This window comes from Shewanella cutis, from assembly GCF_022410515.1.
In the GTDB taxonomy this organism is placed as follows: domain Bacteria; phylum Pseudomonadota; class Gammaproteobacteria; order Enterobacterales; family Shewanellaceae; genus Shewanella; species Shewanella cutis.
The window spans coordinates 263,216-281,024 of record NZ_JACSDI010000003.1 but is presented as its reverse complement, the minus strand read 5'-3'; the positions used below and the strand labels follow the sequence as shown (position 1 = coordinate 281,024).

Sequence of the window (17,809 nt, the reverse complement as noted above, 5' to 3'; positions counted from 1 at the left end):
AAAAATAAGCGTAAAAGAATGAGAAAGCTAAAACAATATCAAGTGATTACCCATTAAACTGTATAAAAAACTGCTACCGCAAAAAAGCAAATTCCTATAGCATCATTTAAACCAATTGGCACGGATGTTACAGCGACTAAGTCCAACAAGCGATTTATGCCCTGCAAACAGTGCAGCGCATAAATACTAAGACGTTACAAGGCTTAAATATGAATAGCAGGGACTATGAATAGCAGGGACTATGAATAGCAGGGACAGCCATATCTTTTTGTGTTTTTCAGCACCTTCACCTAGGCTTTAAATTATCCTGATTTTGTCTGTGTGGAGTTTGCTATGACTTCGGCCAGAAGACAGCTAATTGATGCTAATGCAACACCCTTCTATCATGTGATAAATCGCTGTGTTAGAAGGGCTTTTTTGTGCGGTGAGGATAAGCTTTCGGGGCGTAGTTACGAGCATCGACGTGGCTGGATTGTTGATAAAATCAAAGCCTTGTCTGCGATATTTTGTATCGATATTTGCGCTTACGCGGTGATGAACAATCACTATCATTTAGTCCTTAAAATAGATGTCGATAAGGCCAAATCGTTAACGCAAAAAGACATTATCAGCCGTTGGTGCCAAATTACTAAAGGCCATGCTGTCGCGACTAAGTATATGAATGGAGATACATTAATCGACGGTGAACGCATATTACTGGATGAGTTAATTACCGAATGGCATGAGCGATTAAGCAGTATTTCTTGGTTTATGCGCTGTTTAAATGAAGAAATTGCCCGCAAGGCCAATCGTGAAGATGAGTGTAAAGGCGCCTTTTGGGAAGGCCGATTTAAATCGCAAGCACTGTTAGATGAGCAAGCCTTGCTCGCGTGCATGATGTATGTCGATTTAAATCCAATCAGAGCAGGCATTGCCGATTCTTTGCAATCCTCTGATTTTACATCGATTCAGGAGCGAATTAACTCGCTAAATTCACCCAATCGTTCATTAGCCATCTCAACGCCACAAACTGATTCCTCAACCAATCAAGCTCATATTCACCACAAGTCACTCGTCCAATTCGATGGCGCCAAGCGTTACATCCTTAAGTTGCTCACGACTCAGCGTTTAGGATTATTTTTGTTTATCCGAAATGGAGATAATTTCGCGCAAAACATAGCATGCATTTGTCCCAAAGCATGCTGTGTCTCTTTGAAACCTACAGCCAACAACGATGCTAAGCAGGTGAGCCATGGTGATTAGCGAGACGACCGTCCGCCCCATGGCCGCTCTTTGGCATCCATGCCATCGCAGCATTCGTGAATCCATTCACATCAGACTGGGCGGTCGAGCATCCAAGGAAGGACTTGCTGCGTGTCGTTGAGCAAATACCATGGCTCGTCCATCCTCATAGCGAACAAACTCACCAACCTACTTGCCGTCTACTCAAGTACCCTCTTCCCATTTATCCCCTTAAACAAAAACGCTCTGCGGATTAGGCAGAGCGTTTGAGGATAAACCCTTGTAGTAAAAGGCGTTTAGCTCTTCATATCCTTTTCCATATCTTCGTAGGAAGTATGGCGAACGTCTTTACCTTTCACATAGTAAATAATGTATTCACAGATATTTTTACAACGATCGCCTACACGCTCAACCGCACGGGCAGCCCAAAGTACGTCTAAAACGTCAGGGATTGAGCGTGGATCTTCCATCATATAGGTCATTAGTTGACGGATAATGCCCTCGTATTCACGGTCGAGCTTGGCATCTTCTTTGTGAAGTTCCAGCGCGGACTCAGCATCCATACGCGCTAAAGCATCGAGCGTTGCGTGCAGCATACGAATCGCATGGCGGCCCATATTTTCAATGCTGACTAATAACGGCTGCTGATTATTCAAACGCTTATCTAATGCTGCCTTGGCAATACGTACACAGGCGTCACCGATGCGCTCAAGATCAGCAATGGATTTTGAAATCGCAATGATCATCCGCAAGTCGCTCGCAGCGGGCTGACGCTTGGCGATAATGCGGGTGCATTCTTCGTCAATCGAGACTTCCATCCCGTTGACTTTATGGTCACCCAAGATCACCTTTTGTGCTAATTCAGCATCTAAAGTACTTAACGCATCAATAGCCTGCTCTAACTGGCGCTCAACCAAGCCACCCATGGCGAGTACGCGGTTACGAATATCTTCTAACTCGGCGTTAAATTGCCCAGAGATATGTTTGTTTAAATTCATATTTTCCATTTGGCCAACCTTTTACTCAACTGTATCAACGCCTAGATGAAGTTTGCAATGTTTAACGCTCATTTCTAGGCGGTGGCATTTATGTGGTTAATCGTCCATCAATCACTTTATCGCTGCCAATCGCAAGGTGATTAACCGTAACGTCCGGTAATGTAATCTTCGGTTTTACGTTTTTTCGGCGTAGTAAAAATGGTATTGGTATCAGCATATTCCACCAACTCACCCATATACATAAAGGCGGTTTGATCCGATACCCGCGCCGCCTGTTGCATGTTGTGAGTAACGATAACCACTGTGTACTTGGTTTTCAGCTCGGTTATCAGCTCTTCAATGGTTAAGGTTGAAATCGGGTCAAGGGCAGAGGTCGGTTCGTCGAGCAGTAATACTTCTGGCTCGATGGCTATCGCACGAGCGATGACCAGACGTTGCTGCTGACCGCCTGATAAGCCAAAGGCATTATCGTGAAGACGGTCTTTCACTTCGTCCCAAATTGCCGCGCCGCGCAGTGAGCGTTCAGCCGCTTCATCAAGCTCACGACGGTTATTAATCCCCTGCAAACGCAGGCCATACACTACGTTTTCGTAAATTGACTTAGGAAACGGGTTTGGACGCTGGAACACCATTCCCACGTTGCGGCGCAGTGCCGCTACGTCAATTCTCTTGTCATAAATATTCTGACCGTGTAGCAAAATTTCGCCGTCGATATGGCAGTTATCCACCAGATCATTCATACGATTAATGCAACGCAGCAGGGTAGATTTACCGCAACCACTGGGGCCGATAAAGGCAGTCACTTGCTTTTTTGGGATCTTCATTGACACATTAAACAACGCTTGCTTATCGCCATAGCGTAGATCTAAGTTGCGGATCTCGAGTGCGGTATCGTCCTGGCTCAAATTTGCTAAGTCAAAATTATTGGTTTTCATGGCTGTCGAATCTATAGAAATCATATTCAGTCCTAATACTTTCAGGATAATCGCTGATTAATGCTCAAGCGAACGATATTTTTCACGTAAGTGGTTACGCACACTAATTGCGGTTAAGTTCAGTGCCATAATCACTGTTACCAGCAAAAAGGAGGTGGCGTATACCAGAGGACGTGCCGCTTCAACGTTAGGACTCTGGAAGCCCACATCATAAATATGGAACCCTAAGTGCATGAATTTACGTTCTAAATGCACAAACGGGAAGTTAAAGTCTAATGGCAATGTCGGTGCTAATTTCACCACACCCACCAGCATTAACGGTGCCACTTCACCCGCAGCGCGAGCTACGGCTAAAATCAAGCCTGTCATAATCGCAGGGCTTGCCATTGGGATCACAATCCGCCACAGGGTTTCAGCCTTAGTTGCACCCAGCGCCAAACTGCCCTGACGTACTGCGCTCGGAATACGGCTTAAACCTTCTTCGGTCGATACAATCACCACTGGCAGTGTCAGGATCGCTAATGTCAGCGCCGACCAAATCACCCCAGGCGAACCAAAGGTCGGTGATGGCAAGGCTTCAGCGTAAAATAGTTGGTCGATTGAACCGCCCATCATGTACACGAAGAATCCTAAACCAAATACCCCGTACACAATTGAAGGTACACCGGCTAAGTTGATTACCGCGATGCGGATCATCTTAGTAATCGGACCTTTTTTGGCATATTCGTGTAGGTAAATGGCTGCAACAACACCAAATGGCGTCACGATTATCGCCATCAACAGCACCATAAACACGGTACCAAAAATCGCTGGGAAAACACCGCCTTCAGTGTTGGCTTCACGGGGGTCATCCATAAGGAAACGACCTAAGCCAATAAACCAATGACTGACTTTGCCGATAACGCCTAAGTGATTCACATAGGTTACGTCCAACACGGAATCAAGCTTAAGTTCAACCTCGACGCCGCGCATATCACGCACAACCACAGAGTCACGGGCAGCCTCATCACGCAGAGCAAAGAGTTGTTTTTCAAGTACTAAATAATCTTTCTGCAGTGCGTCTTTTGCTGCTGCCAACTCAAGCTTGCGGGAATCGGTCAACTCTCCATCGAGTTCATAACGGCGTTCCTTTAAACGCAAACGCTCAATTTCATAGTTGATTGCACCGATATCTTGTTTCTGTAATTTCAGCGCCTTATCAGACAACTCAACCGCACGGTGGATATGATCCATTAGAGAGGATTCAATGGCATCATCAACCAAATCTAGGCGTTTACCATCTTCAATCACGGCCACAGGATAACCATAAAAGTTACCGTTCTTGGTTCGTTCTAGTTTGGCAACATCGCTAGGCTCGGAGCGGCTAATAATGTCAGTCGCTAATATCCAACGAAAATCTAAGCCGACAAACTCACGGTTACCCGTTTTCACTAAGTAACGTGTAACAAACTCATCGGGTTGCTGTTTAAACACATGACCCGCGGCAATTAAACGCTCAGTGGGTACTTCTTCCCTATCGTAGATTTCACCGATTAAGGTTGAACGTACACCCGAGCTGTCTTCCAGTTCCCATTGATAAATTGTCGTAGGCCAAAAGTAACTTAATCCGCGCCATGCAATCAGCAGTAACAAGCCTAATACTGCAATCAAACTGATGCTCACCGCGCCGCCTGTCATCCAAATCCATGGCGAGCCTGATTTTACCCACTTACCCATTGCACAAACCTCTCAAGGTCACTGGCGAAATAGTATTTAGTATCATTATGTTATCTCCATTACAGCGAGCTATAGCGGTCACGCAGACGTTGTCTAACCACTTCGGCAACCGTGTTAAAGAAGAAGGTAAATACGAACAGAACAAAGGCCGCGAGGAACAGCACACGATAGTGTGAGCTGCCAATTGCCGATTCAGGCATTTCTACCGCAATGTTAGCTGCCAGCGTTCGCATACCTTCAAACACACTCCATTCCATAATGGCGGTATTACCTGTGGCCATCAGTACAATCATGGTTTCACCTACCGCGCGGCCAAGGCCCATCATCACCGCAGAGAAAATCCCTGGGCTGGCAGTCAACAGCACAACGCGAGTTAAGGTTTGCCAAGGGGTTGCACCGAGCGCCAAACTGCCGTTCGATAAATGGCGTGGCACAGAGAAAATCGCATCTTCCGCTATCGAGAAAATCGTTGGAATCACCGCAAAGCCCATGGCGATACCGACCACCAGCGCGTTGCGTTGATCGAAGGTGATACCTAATTCGTTAGTGATAAATTGGCGAGTGTTACCATCAAACAGCGCCACCTCAATCATTGGGCTGATGGCAAAGGAGAACCAACCCACAAAGCAAATCACAGGGATCAACATCAGCTCCTGATACACTTCAGGTAAACGTTGTTTCCATTTACCGGGTAATTTGCTCCAAGAATAGGCTGACACTAAAATGGCCGTTGGTAATAAAATCAATAAGATTAATAAGCCCGGCAGGTGCTCTTCAACCAGTGGTGCTAGCCACAGACCCGCGAGGAAACCTAAGATAACCGTGGGTAAGGCTTCCATAATTTCAATGGTCGGCTTCACTATGCCGCGCACCTTTGGCGACATAAAGTAAGCAGTATAAATCGCCCCAGCAATCGCTAATGGCACAGCAAACAGCATGGCATAGAGCGCAGCCTTCATAGTGCCAAAGGCCAGTGGCATCAAGCTTAATTTGGCCTCAAAGTCATCACTACCTGAGGTTGATTGCCAGACAAACTGAGGTTCTGGATAGCCTTCGTACCAGACCTTGTTCCATAGCGCACTCCAAGACACTTCGGGGTGGGAGTTTTCGACTTGGAAGATATTGAGTTTATTGTTTGCTTCAACCACTAAGCTATTAGAGCGAGGGCTAAAGCCCATGGCTCCCGGGTTTTTAAGGTCAAAGGTTTTATCAAACAATTCGCGTTCACTGGTGGTGTATAGCAGCGATAACTCGCCCTCGGGACTGACCACCGCAAAACTTTTGCGGTAAAACTCAGCAGCAATGGAGGCGACTGGCGCTAAATCGCTAAACTCACGGATCTCTTGGTATAAACGGCCTTTAGGACCATTCACTTGGAAGTATTGCGTGACCACGCCTGTGTCATAACTCACCAGAATCGAGCTCGCACCGGCAAGTAAGGCAATATTGTTAACCTTAGACTTGTCCTTTTCAGCGTCGATAACTTGGATTAAATCAACATTTTCAGCATCGCGAATATTGTAGATAAACACCTTGTTGCCCATCTGCAGCATCAGTTGACGTTGATCTGGCGTCATCAATTGGTGCGCGGCTTTTTTAGGCGCATCGGGGAGCAGCGAACTTGTTGTTGTCCACTCAATCTCTTCGGTCATCATGTTTTCTTGACCTTCGAGACGGCTTAAACGCCAAGTACCATTGTTATCCTGATAGGCAAAGGTGATTTTATCGCTACTAAAGCTAAAGGCTAAATGCTGGATTGCGCTGCCAGATTCATCAATCGTGATCGGCGTTTCACCTGCACTGTAGCGTAATTTAGGAGTGATAAGGCGTTTGTTATTGGGATAGCTTAAGCCAAACTCAATCCCCACAATAAGGGCTTGGCCATTACTCAAACCAAGTGCAAAGCGTTGCTCACTCGGCGCGGCAACCGCAGCGCTGGTCACGCTCACATCTGCAGGCAATGGCGGGGTAAAACTAGAAAGTAAGCTGCCATCGGCAACGGTATAAAAATCCACTTGGCCATCAACGGCCACACGGTACATAACCTCATTTTGCTCATCGGCACCGACCATCAGGGTCGCGACTTCAGCATGTTGATAACTCACGCTTTTTACTGGAGTCACATCTGCGCTGTCGAAAATGGGTTTAATCACGTACAGCAAATAGAAGAAGATCAACAATAAAGCGACAAACACCATAGTGCCGCCAATCGTGACCCCAATTTGAGCCGCTTTATCCTTAAATGCCCTGCGACTTGAACGTCCGCCTTTCAGCATACTGTGCGGCGCAGAACCAGGTTGAATGACCTGACTTTCCATTAAGAACCTCTATTATTAAAGCCTGTGAGTTTTTTCGCTAGGAATTGCGAAATGCTATGCTTACACTGTTCGAGCGTAAACTGAGCAATAACAACACCCTTCATTCTAAGTGCGATGAATTATATGACGCAAAGATGACAGTTGTGTTACACCCCGTTGTAAAACAGGTGCCTTTTACAAAAAATAGGAGTCAGTCGCCATGCTACGATACTTAATCACACTGCAAGCACCTGATAGAAAAGGATTAGTGGAGCAGATTGCCCATGCTGTGAGTCGCCATGGCGGCAACTGGTTAGATTCAGAGCTACGTCATATTGATGGTATTTTTGCCGCTATATTGTTACTCGAAGTGCCATCTATGCGCATAGATGAGCTGATTGAAGCGTTAGAGTGTATCGACGGCCTCACACTCACCTATGCTAAAACCTCAATTGCACTTAAACCCATTAGGCGACTCAGCTACAGCTTGGTCTCCTACGATAGACCAGGGCTGGTGCTAGATATCTCCAATCGGATCACCACCCTTGGCATCAATATCGAGCAATTTAGCAGCCAATTTGAAACCGCAGGCCACACAGGTATTGCACTCTTTCGGGCCACCATAGGGTTAGGCTTAACCGAATTGGCCCAAGAGGAGCAACTGGTGCAATCACTCTATGCCCTAGGCGATGATTTAGTTTTAGATAAATTAACCCGCTAGTTGCAGGCTAAACAGCGCCATGTGATTAGGGCGTGTTGACATTTCGAGATGAGATTTTGTTCGTCCTGGTAAGTTTGTGCTCGCGAAACGAGGAATGATGTGTCGTTATTCTACTCAAATGACGAGCGGCTCTTATGACAGAAAGTAAGCGCAAGGGCTTGCCAGACGAACCCTTCGGGCAGCATTTGGCTCACCGTTTCTGCTGCGTTATCGTCCGTTTATGTAGAATAACGACACCGTACGGACTTTGCTTTGCATAAACGGTAAGCCAAATTGCTGCAAAAATACCCCAGAAACGTCAACACGCCCTAGTAATAAGAAATAGTTGCTACGTCTAACATGCTATATTTATGACGATATGCTTTTAAACATGCTAGATAAACACCTTATAAGCCACTTTTTAAAGCTCGCGAACACGATATAACAGGGGGATGAACTGAGACGTCTTAAGATAAAACTAAAATAATCAACCACTCATTGAGCATTTTAGCAGCAAAATCAACAAAGTTTAATGAAGTCATCTCTTTCCTAATCAGGATGCTTTGATAAACTTCAACCTGCCAAAGGGCATAGCAGATTTAGTGTTCGGAGCACACCGTTTCAAACGACAATAGCGCTATATCCTCCATTTCAATCACCTATCCCAAGGAGTAGTGCGTATGGATCAGTTATATCAACTCGCGCAAGCCATGATCCATAATGATTTAGCGGTATTATCAAACCCAAATGTGACGTTAATGGTCAGCGCGGTGATTTTATGTTTCTTGGTGATGGAAAATGGCTTCATCCCGACCGCTTTTTTACCCGGAGATACACTACTCATACTCACCGGAGTATTGATATATCAAGATGTTCTTCACATGGGGATAGTACCACTGTTAATGCTGGCGACATTTATTGGTACAGCAATGGGCTATTTGCAGGGCTATTTCCTTGGACATACACAAATGTACCACAAGCTGTTATCACACATAGATGACAAACATCAGCAAAAAGCACTTCATCTCATTGATAAATATGGAATACTAACTTTACTCGTCGCGCGTTACATCCCGTTTGTACGCACCATTTACCCCTATATTATTGGTGCTACGGGCGTCTCATGGAGCCGCTTTTTAGTGATAAACTTCATCAGCTCTGTGATGTGGATAACCCCTTTAGTCGGTTTTGGCTATGTGATTAGTCACAGTAAACTTGCTAACGAATATCAAACTCAGTTTATGAGCATTATCGTGTACTTACCAATTGTGTTACTTGTCTCTGGCATAGTTACTTTAATTTACAAATGGTTACGCAAAAAGAAAAAACTATAATCCTTGCCCACATTTTTAGGCCAAGACCTAATCTCCCCGCTCGACAGTGACATAATAAACACTAGGAACACCTATGTTAGGAACGCTAAAAAAGTTGCGCGCACACTTAGATGAGGCGCAACAAGTACAGTATCAACTGGTGGTTGGTGAAGAGTTGCTGCCACTGAATCCCTTAATCGGCAAGCCGCTAACCCTTACCCACACGGGTAACATCTTCTGCTGTAACTGCGGTAAAAAGACCAAAAAAAGCTATTCGCAGGGCCATTGCTTTGTGTGTATGCAAAAGCTCGCCAGCTGCGATATGTGCATCATGAAGCCCGAAACCTGTCACTTTGACCAAGGTACTTGCCGCGAGCCAGAGTGGGCGCAAAGCCATTGTTTTGTGCCGCATTATGTTTATCTATCGAATACTTCGGGTATCAAAGTCGGCATCACCCGCCACACTCAACTGCCAACCCGCTGGATAGATCAGGGCGCAACTCAAGGTTTACCGATTTTTAAAGTGGCGACACGACAAATATCAGGTTTAGTAGAAGTGGAATTAGCCAAGCTCATCAACGATAAAACCCACTGGCAAGCCATGCTGAAAGGCCATGCGGACGATATCGACCTACAGGCTAAGGCGGCAGAGCTTATCCCACACATCGAAGCTAAGCTGCATGAAATTGGTATGCAAAAAGGCGATTACAGCATCGAGCGACTGCAGGAAAATATTCAAACGATTCATTATCCAATTGAGGTATTCCCGAAAAAAATCACCTCGCATAACTTTGATAAAGAAGCCGTGGTCAGCGGGATTTTACAGGGCATTAAGGGCCAATATTTACTCTTTGATACCGGCGTAATTAATATCCGTAAATTTACCGCCTATGAAGTGAGCGTAGCGTTAACTGACTAATATAGTTTAATTTTCATAAAACTAAGCGTTTTGCTAGCTGTCATGGCTATCAACACGCTTATAGTGAACATCAACATGCTTAGACTGAAACCTCGACATAGCCATACTAAAGCATTGAAGCAGTGTCAGCGCCTAGGCCGATTGATTACCGTAATCACATTATTACCCCGAAGAACTTAAGCCTTGTATCCGTATAGATGAAAACGGCTACAGCTTTCCCCAAGGTAAAATAATCTTTATATGGAATATTTTTATGAAACAAGGACCTCAAAATTTTATCCGTCGCTGTGCCTTCCAACAAAAATTACGTGATAAGCAATCTGGAATAATTTTGCTTTGGATACTTCCGTTGATAGTAGCATGCGGCCCCTGGAAGGAACTCACGGCATCCCTATGGGCAGAACCATGGGATATAGGATTTACTGTTATTGTCGTGTTATTCGTTTTTATAGCAATTTTCTTCGTCTATTTCATCATTTCTGAAACGATCAGACTGGGTAAAGCCGCTAAACATGAACAGCGTAAACTAGCCGAAGCGGGGTTTGATGGCTATTATATTGATATCTATCAAGAAGGCCTTATTTTTCATGTCTACGATGCCGAATTTCAAGGTTTTGATATGAAGCAACAGTTTGTTCCATTGGATGAAATTACCAGTGCAAAATACACAAAATACAAAGGCACACGTAGCTTAACTATCAACTTTGCCAATACTCACCGCCAAGTGTACTTCACGACTAGCGAAATGAATGTGGATGATTTTGATTTTATAAAGGAATTCCTCAATACCCATATCCCTAGTCCAGAGCATTAACTAGGGATATGGGCTTATAGCCCCCTATTTCACCGCTTGGGTGACGGGTAGCGATGACAGCATTTCATCGATTAACACATCGAAGCGGGCTCTCACTTCATCCATATCCTTAATATTGGCAAATCCTTGGGCAAGAACTCGCCATACCATCTCATAAGGCTGACCGACTATTCCTGTCGGTTTAAAAAAGCTAATCAGCACGGAACCTTTATCGTATTTTTTAGGATCAACGCCTTGGTTTGATAACCCAGGTACTAAACCAGCCACGGCTAATATCTGCTCATCCGATATTTGCGTACCCATCACAATCCCAAAACCCACTTGAAAATCAGCTAATAGCGGATCTTCAACCCAGCGATAACCCTTAGTCAACAGTACTTTTTTAAGCGTCTCTTGCATATGTTGTAGGACTTGCTGTTGATTGAGCCTGTCATCAACAAAGATCTTCTGCACTGTTGGATGCCAAGTGTAGGTCATAGCACGGGGCGGTAATTGACTCAAATCCCCCGAAGTCACCACTGTGGTTCGCAGCGGTTGCGAATCTTCAACAGTCACACAGGCCGTGAGTCCTACTAGGCCAAAAATCAGCAACGTCATTACACGCCATATGGTTTGCGGTAAGTTCATACTCATTCCCTTATTGCTATTATTTTTGAAGCTTAAGGATAGTTATTATTTCCAAGACTGAAAGTCGATATACATCATAGTGTTAAAACGTTGTTATCTACAAGCGTCAAAGCTAAGTTGTATCTGGGCATTCGCCTCTTCCCAATTCGTTATGATTTGTTACTTTATAAAGCCCGAACTGTGTATAGGCGCAGCACCATTTACCCGCTAGAATGCCTCGCCTAGCGACTGCTACTTGCATAGTCATAGCGCAACAATCGGGGAATATCCCGACTCACAATGCTAAAAACAACAATAAATAAGGTGTGAAAATTATCTATGGAGTTAATACTCGCTATCGCATTGTTTGCCTTCTCGTCGGGGATCACCCCAGGGCCTAACAATATTATGTTGATGACTTCTGGAGTTAACTTTGGCGTTAAACGCAGTATTCCGCATCTGATGGGCATAAGTCTTGGTTTTCCCACTATGATCCTCGCCATCGGCTTAGGACTAAGCACTGTATTCCAAGCTTATCCCATTATTCACCAAGTCATTAAGGTGATTGGGATTGTGTATCTTCTGTACCTGTCTTGGCTGATTGCCAACAGCAGTAGCAAAATGGAGGGAAAAAGCATCGCTAAACCCTTTAGCTTTTTGCAAGCCGCAGCATTTCAATGGGTTAACCCTAAAGGCTGGATTATGGCGGTAGGCGCGATAGCCACTTTCACCTCTGTACAACAGGATCTCACACCCCAAGTTGTCACTATTGCCACAGTGTTTTTATGTGTGGCTTTTCCCTGCGCCGTGGTTTGGCTTGGGTTTGGTGTGGCACTTAAACGTATTTTGAAAAACGAACGCCAGCAGAAGATCTTCAATATCACTATGGCTGTCTTGCTTGTGGCGTCTATCATCCCTATGATCGCCCCCTAATTTTGGTCAACACGAGTTAAGCATTAGCATGAATGAGATAGATCTGATCACTCAACAAACCGATAACTGGGTGAAAAAAGTGATCATGAAATACAATATTTGCCCCTTCGCCAGACGTGAGGTGGAGCGTGGCAGTATTCGCTATCTCGTTGTTGAACAAACCAAAGTCAAGCTAGTGCTTAAGGCCTTGATTGAAGAATGCCAATACCTAGATGCCCACCCAGAGCACGAAACCACACTGTTTATTCTGCCGCGGGGTTTTGAGGGCTTTTATACTTACCTCGATCTCGTTGATATGGCGAATGACGCCTTGTTCGACAACGACTATGAAGGCGTGTATCAGCTCGCGCATTTTCATCCTGACTATTGCTTCGAGGATGAACCACAGGACTCGGCCGCCAATTTTACCAACCGCGCGCCCTATCCAACCCTGCATATTATTCGCGAGGCCAGTATGGAGTTAGCCCTGGCTAACTACAACGACCCTGAATCGATCCCCGAGCGCAATATTCAGTTTTGTGAGCGTAAAGGTAGCGAGTTTTTTATTAAATTACTCGCAGAGTGCATGGGGAAATAGCTTCATCACGGTGAATAGCACATGCGACCAGCATCTCAGCAACCAACTCAACGGCAAACTCATAACCAAGACATAACACCATGATTTTATGAGCTATAAATTTAATCCCCATACTTCAAAGGCATCGCGACTCAGTTGCTCACGAAAATCCGGATGGGCGATATTAATCAAGGCCTGTGCCCGCTCGCGCAGGGAGCTACCACGCAGGTTTGCCGCGCCATATTCGGTCACTATGTAATGCACATGGGCACGGGTGGTCACAACGCCAGCTCCAGGAGATAACACGCTAGCGATACGAGAAATACGCCCCGCCGCCGCAGTGCTAGGCAGTGCAATCACAGAGCGGCCGCCTTCGGACAAACCCGCGCCACGGATAAAGTCCATCTGGCCACCCACGCCCGAATAAATCTTAGTGCCTATCGAATCGGCGCAAACTTGGCCAGAAAGGTCGACCTGCAGCGCCGAGTTAATCGCCATTACATTGGGGTTTTTACGGATAATAGACGTGTCGTTGACTTGCTCGATATCCATAAAGATAACCGCTGGATTATCATCCACATAGTCGTATAACTTCTGGCTACCTAGGGCGAAACCGGTCACCAGTTTTCCAGGATAAAAGCGTTTTTTACTGTTGTTAATCACGCCCTTTTCAACCAATTGCAAAATCCCGTCTGAAAATAACTCAGTGTGAACACCTAAGTCCTTGTGGCCAGTCAAACAGGACAACACCGCATCGGGAATCGCGCCAATGCCCATCTGCAAACAATCACCATCGCGGACTAATTCGGCCACATGCCGACCTATGGCCAAACTCACGGCATCGCCAGTGGCAAAGGAATGGATAGGCAAACTGGCGCTTTGCTCATACACAGCGGCAAAACGATCGATATGGATAAAGCCATCGCCATGGGTGCGCGGCATTTGTGGATTGATATGGGCGATGATCTTGCCCGCCACTTGGCAAGCGGCTAAAGTCGCCTCAACCGAAATGCCTAAGGAACACATGCCGTGTTTATCGGGCGGCGACACTTGGATAATCGCGGTATCAATTTTTTGCTCGCCGCTACGAAACAGTTTGGGCACTTCCGAGAGGAAAATCGGCACATAATCGGCATCGCCACTTTGCAATAACGGCCTTGTAGGTACCCCACCGAAAAAACAGCGATGGCGCAAATGACCACGCAAATCGGGATGACTTAAAGATTCAGCACCTTCGGTATGCAACTGTAATAACGTAATATTATCGAGAGTGAGCGCATGTTTTGCCAGCGCATCTAATAACACTTTTGGGGTTGCCCCCATGGAATGGGTCCAGAGTGTTTCACCACTTCGGATTAACGAAACCGCTTCGAGGGCACTTTGACACACAATCGCAGGCATACAGAATTCCTTCACTAAGCTAATCCCCATTCCTTTTACGTGGGATGCAACATTAATACGCATCGCGCTGGTCAGCCAGATAGGCCTTCACATTTACTGAGCTGATAACCTCACGTATCGATTTACACATATCGCTCTACACGTTTCGAGCTAAGGGATACGCTAAGCCGTCACATAAAAGGAACATTTTGTTAGCAGCAGTGTAAGCGAGTTCTAAAGTAACTAATATCCATTTCAACTACTTAGTCCAAATCTTTACGCATACTTTGCGTTAAATCAAAACTCACGCCTAAAGCGTGAGTCCGCACGCCATTTAAACTCCCATTGTCACCAGCTAATCCAAACGTTTGGAAAAGCGCAAGCTCGCCACCAGCAATCCTAAACAGGTAAAACCTATCATCCACAGCGCATCAAATTGCAAATCGCTCACCTGGGCATCCCGCAGCACAATCGCACGGGACATGCGCATAAAGTGCGTTGCTGGTAAGGCCTCGGCAATCCACTGCGCCGCCGCGGGCATGGCCTCATAGGGGAACATAAAGCCAGATAACAGAATCGAGGGTAAGAGGATAAATACCGTCATTTGCATCGATTGCAGCTGGGTTTTGGCTATGGTCGAGATCACCAAACCTAAGGTTAAACTGGCACAAATAAACAACATCGCGGCAAGGGCAATAGAGTCGATCCCGCCTCGGATAGGCACATCAAATAATAGATGTCCCGCGGATAAAATGATCGTCACCTGTACAAAACCCACTAATACATAAGGCGTTATCTTACCCAGCATCAACTCCAGCGGCCGTACGGGTGTGGTGATTAAAAATTCCATATTGCCCTGCTCACGCTCGCGCACTATCGCGGCCGATGTAAACATCACCATGGTCATAGTCAAAATTACCCCCAATAAGCCAGGGACAATATTCACCACCGAGCGCTGCTCGGGGTTAAAATACTGCACCACCTCAAAACTGGGTGGATTCGATTTGAGCACCCTGCCAGCAATATCATCCAGCGGCATTTGCCTTAAACTGCGAATGGTCGATGCCACCACGGTATCCGAGCCATCCACCAGCCACTGGCCAACAGGCTCGGCAAAATAGGCCTGCCCCGCAAAGGCTGGATGGCGTACTAAACGCTCATCCAGATCGGCCCCTAAATACAACACGGCTTTCACTTCGCCCCGCGTAATGGCCGCCTCCGCCTGTGCTGCACTCGAATAACTGCGTTTAAAATCGACCACTTGCGTCGCCTCAACCGCCTGGACTAAGGCTCGACTGTAGGATGAATCACTTAAATTCACTAAGCCTGCCGGCAAATGACGTGCATCGGTATTGATGGCATAACCAAACAGCATTAACTGCACTAAGGGGATCATCACTATCATGCCGAAGGTCATGCGATCCCGCGATAACTGCCGCAGTTCTTTGACCACAACCGCCCAAATTCTACGTAGCATGTTTGGCCTCCCCTTGCACAACATGGCCAAGGATTGCAGGTGATAACTGCGCCCGCCCGCCCGTGCAGGTCACAAACACATCCTCAAGACTGGGACGAACTTCTGTCAGTGCCCGCCCCGCCACCTGCGGGCTTAACCAAGCCAGCGGATCTTCAATAGAACTTTGCACTAATACCCGTAAACGACTGCCAATCTGCGCCGCCGATAATATGTTGGGGTCGCTTAGCAGCGATTGTTTTAGTGTGCGTAAATCGTCGCCAGAGACTTCAACCACCCTAGCGCCCATGGCCGCCATCAATTGTTGCGGCGAGCCGTCGGCACGTTTTATCCCCTTCTCTAAAATCGCTAAACCATGGCAGCGCTCGGCTTCATCCATATAGTGGGTCGAGACTAAAATCGTGGTGCCTTGGGCACAGAGATCGAATAATCGCTCCCAAAATTCACGGCGATTTTCAGGGTCGACCGCCGATGTTGGCTCATCAAGGAATAACAGCTCGGGGTGATGTAAAGTCGCAGCGGCCAAGGCTAGACGCTGTTTCTGGCCGCCACTCATGGAGCCCGCCATTTGTTTCTCGCGGCCGACTAAATCGTATAGCGTGACTAACTCGGCTATTCGCAGCTTTGATGCTCGGCGGTTAAGCCCATAAATTTGCGCGACAAATTCAAGGTTTTCCCGCACCGATAAATTATCGTAGAGGGAGAATTTTTGCGTCATATAACCAATACGGCGGCGCAGTTTTTCCTCGGCGCCGGGCAAGGTTTCACCCAACACCCGAATATCCCCCGAGGTGGGACTGAGCAGCCCAGTGAGCATTCGGATGGAGGTTGATTTGCCGCAGCCATTAGGGCCTAAAAATCCATAAATGGTGCCCTTAGAAATGGCTAAATCGAGATTTTCCACCGCATTTACGCCACCAAAGGCGCGGGTCATTCCATGGGTTTCGATGGCAAATGCTGCATTCATGGCAATCGCACCTCTAGGGGCATTCCCGTGGCTAAACTCTGCCCTTCTTCGGCAATATCAATATCGGTCAGATACATCAGTCTTGCTCTATCGCGCTCGTTTAACGCATAAAAAGGGGTATAAGCGGGCTGGCTGCGGATATTGCGCACTGTGCCTGCAATTGGTGCTGCGTGACCATCGACTAAAATGTCCACATGACTGCCCGCCTTGACCCTATCGAGCCAAGTTGCAGGCAGATACACCCGCACAAAGGGGCGCTCGCTCGCCAATAAACCAATGAGTTGGCTCCCTGCGGCCACCCTATCCCCCACCCGCCAAGGTAAGGTATCGACCGTCGCAGCCTGTGCCGCGACAAGGCTTAAATCCGACAGAGCTTTTTGCTCCAGCGCCACGGCTGCGATTGCCGCATCCACGGCCGATCTAGCCTGCTCGACCTGCTCACTGCGAGTGCCGTTTTGCAGTAATCTTAAGCTCTGCTCAGCTTCGGCCTGCTTAGCAAGGCTGGTATCCTTTGCTGCGCGCGCCGCATCTAAATCCGCTTGGCTGAGCACCTTAGTCTTAAATAACCGTTGCGTACGCTCAAAACTCTGCTGCGCCTCTTTCACGCTGGCATTGGCACCATTGAGCACGGCGCGGGCTTTATCTATGTCTTCCAAGCGCGCACCTGTCACAGCCTCATCGAATTTGGCCTGTGCTTGTTTTAGCTCCGCTTGGCGCTGTGCAAGCCGAGCATTAATGGCCGTACTATCGAGTTCAAGCAAAACCTCGCCCGCCTTTACCTGCTGCCCTTCGACCACATTGATCTTATGAATTAACTCCCCCACGGGCGCAGTGAGCGTTAACCTGTCGCGCTCAACCGTGCCCAGCACTCGGGGGGATTCATCACCACAGCCCACCAGCAGAAGCAATGCAGCCGCAAACATGATCACCACGGTGATGTTTGCGCCATATTCTTTGTGCAACAGCGCGCTTTTACCAGC

Annotated in this window: 15 protein-coding genes and 1 pseudogene; 7 read left to right on the top strand and 9 right to left on the bottom strand. The window is 46.8% G+C overall.

The genetic code is table 11. The features are described from left to right. Positions 1 to 333 precede the first annotated feature (333 nt). Positions 334 to 970, top strand: a pseudogene (locus H9J30_RS07920) (transposase); the annotation flags it as partial. A gap of 547 nt (positions 971 to 1,517) precedes the next feature. Here H9J30_RS07920 and phoU read toward each other — a convergent pair. The 4 genes from phoU to H9J30_RS07900 all read right to left on the bottom strand — a co-directional run bounded on the left by phoU (position 1,518) and on the right by H9J30_RS07900 (position 7,188). Next, on the bottom strand, positions 1,518 to 2,228 hold the full coding sequence (gene phoU, locus H9J30_RS07915; RefSeq protein ID WP_240130519.1) for a phosphate signaling complex protein PhoU: 711 nt from the start codon (positions 2,226 to 2,228) through the stop codon (positions 1,518 to 1,520). Between the two features lie 131 nt (positions 2,229 to 2,359). Further along, positions 2,360 to 3,178 (bottom strand): phosphate ABC transporter ATP-binding protein PstB, encoded by an 819-nt coding sequence (gene pstB / locus H9J30_RS07910; RefSeq protein WP_240130518.1) that lies wholly within the window; start codon positions 3,176 to 3,178, stop codon positions 2,360 to 2,362. 33 nt (positions 3,179 to 3,211) lie between these two features. After that, positions 3,212 to 4,870 carry a phosphate ABC transporter permease PstA gene (pstA, locus tag H9J30_RS07905; RefSeq protein WP_240130517.1) on the bottom strand — a complete coding sequence of 553 codons (1,659 nt, stop codon included), beginning with the start codon at positions 4,868 to 4,870 and terminating at the stop codon, positions 3,212 to 3,214. A gap of 59 nt (positions 4,871 to 4,929) precedes the next feature. After that, positions 4,930 to 7,188: an ABC transporter permease subunit gene (locus H9J30_RS07900; protein WP_240130516.1), complete on the bottom strand. Its 2,259-nt coding sequence runs from the start codon at positions 7,186 to 7,188 to the stop codon at positions 4,930 to 4,932. Between the two features lie 199 nt (positions 7,189 to 7,387). On the opposite strand from H9J30_RS07900, the gene H9J30_RS07895 reads away from it, so the two are divergent. From H9J30_RS07895 to H9J30_RS07880, 4 genes are all read left to right on the top strand, one after another. Further along, positions 7,388 to 7,888, top strand: a complete 501-nt coding sequence (locus H9J30_RS07895; protein ID WP_240130515.1) for a glycine cleavage system transcriptional repressor — start codon at positions 7,388 to 7,390, stop codon at positions 7,886 to 7,888. 659 nt (positions 7,889 to 8,547) lie between these two features. After that, positions 8,548 to 9,201, top strand: coding sequence for a DedA family protein (locus H9J30_RS07890; RefSeq protein ID WP_240130514.1), 654 nt, complete (start codon positions 8,548 to 8,550; stop codon positions 9,199 to 9,201). Positions 9,202 to 9,274: 73 nt separating this feature from the next. Continuing rightward, positions 9,275 to 10,099: a DUF2797 domain-containing protein gene (locus H9J30_RS07885; RefSeq protein WP_240130513.1), complete on the top strand. Its 825-nt coding sequence runs from the start codon at positions 9,275 to 9,277 to the stop codon at positions 10,097 to 10,099. 253 nt (positions 10,100 to 10,352) lie between these two features. Continuing rightward, the gene (locus H9J30_RS07880; RefSeq protein ID WP_240130512.1) at positions 10,353 to 10,913 is read left to right on the top strand and encodes a hypothetical protein; all 561 of its coding nucleotides are present in this window, start codon (positions 10,353 to 10,355) and stop codon (positions 10,911 to 10,913) included. Positions 10,914 to 10,937: 24 nt separating this feature from the next. Here the strand turns inward: H9J30_RS07880 and H9J30_RS07875 are convergent, their stop codons facing one another. Next, positions 10,938 to 11,540, bottom strand: a complete 603-nt coding sequence (locus H9J30_RS07875; RefSeq protein WP_240130511.1) for a DUF4136 domain-containing protein — start codon at positions 11,538 to 11,540, stop codon at positions 10,938 to 10,940. Between the two features lie 318 nt (positions 11,541 to 11,858). Here H9J30_RS07875 and H9J30_RS07870 point away from each other — a divergent pair, with 318 nt between their 5' ends. Together H9J30_RS07870 and H9J30_RS07865 are read left to right on the top strand one after the other, a co-directional pair. Beyond that, positions 11,859 to 12,452, top strand: coding sequence for a LysE family translocator (locus tag H9J30_RS07870; RefSeq protein WP_240130510.1), 594 nt, complete (start codon positions 11,859 to 11,861; stop codon positions 12,450 to 12,452). Between the two features lie 28 nt (positions 12,453 to 12,480). Then, complete coding sequence (locus tag H9J30_RS07865; protein ID WP_240130509.1) at positions 12,481 to 13,029, top strand: DUF1415 domain-containing protein; 549 nt, start codon at positions 12,481 to 12,483, stop codon at positions 13,027 to 13,029. Positions 13,030 to 13,122: 93 nt separating this feature from the next. Here the strand turns inward: H9J30_RS07865 and H9J30_RS07860 are convergent, their stop codons facing one another. From H9J30_RS07860 to H9J30_RS07845, 4 genes are all read right to left on the bottom strand, one after another. After that, positions 13,123 to 14,409, bottom strand: a complete 1,287-nt coding sequence (locus tag H9J30_RS07860) for an acetyl-CoA hydrolase/transferase family protein (RefSeq protein WP_240130634.1) — start codon at positions 14,407 to 14,409, stop codon at positions 13,123 to 13,125. A gap of 334 nt (positions 14,410 to 14,743) precedes the next feature. Further along, the gene (locus tag H9J30_RS07855; protein WP_240130508.1) at positions 14,744 to 15,865 is read right to left on the bottom strand and encodes an ABC transporter permease; all 1,122 of its coding nucleotides are present in this window, start codon (positions 15,863 to 15,865) and stop codon (positions 14,744 to 14,746) included. Beyond that, positions 15,855 to 16,829 carry an ABC transporter ATP-binding protein gene (locus H9J30_RS07850; protein WP_240130507.1) on the bottom strand — a complete coding sequence of 325 codons (975 nt, stop codon included), beginning with the start codon at positions 16,827 to 16,829 and terminating at the stop codon, positions 15,855 to 15,857. Before H9J30_RS07850 ends, H9J30_RS07855 begins: the two co-directional genes overlap by 11 nt. Further along, positions 16,826 to 17,752, bottom strand: a complete 927-nt coding sequence (locus H9J30_RS07845; protein WP_240130633.1) for an HlyD family secretion protein — start codon at positions 17,750 to 17,752, stop codon at positions 16,826 to 16,828. The genes H9J30_RS07850 and H9J30_RS07845 overlap by 4 nt, the downstream gene beginning before the upstream one ends. Between the last annotated feature and the right edge of the window lie 57 nt (positions 17,753 to 17,809).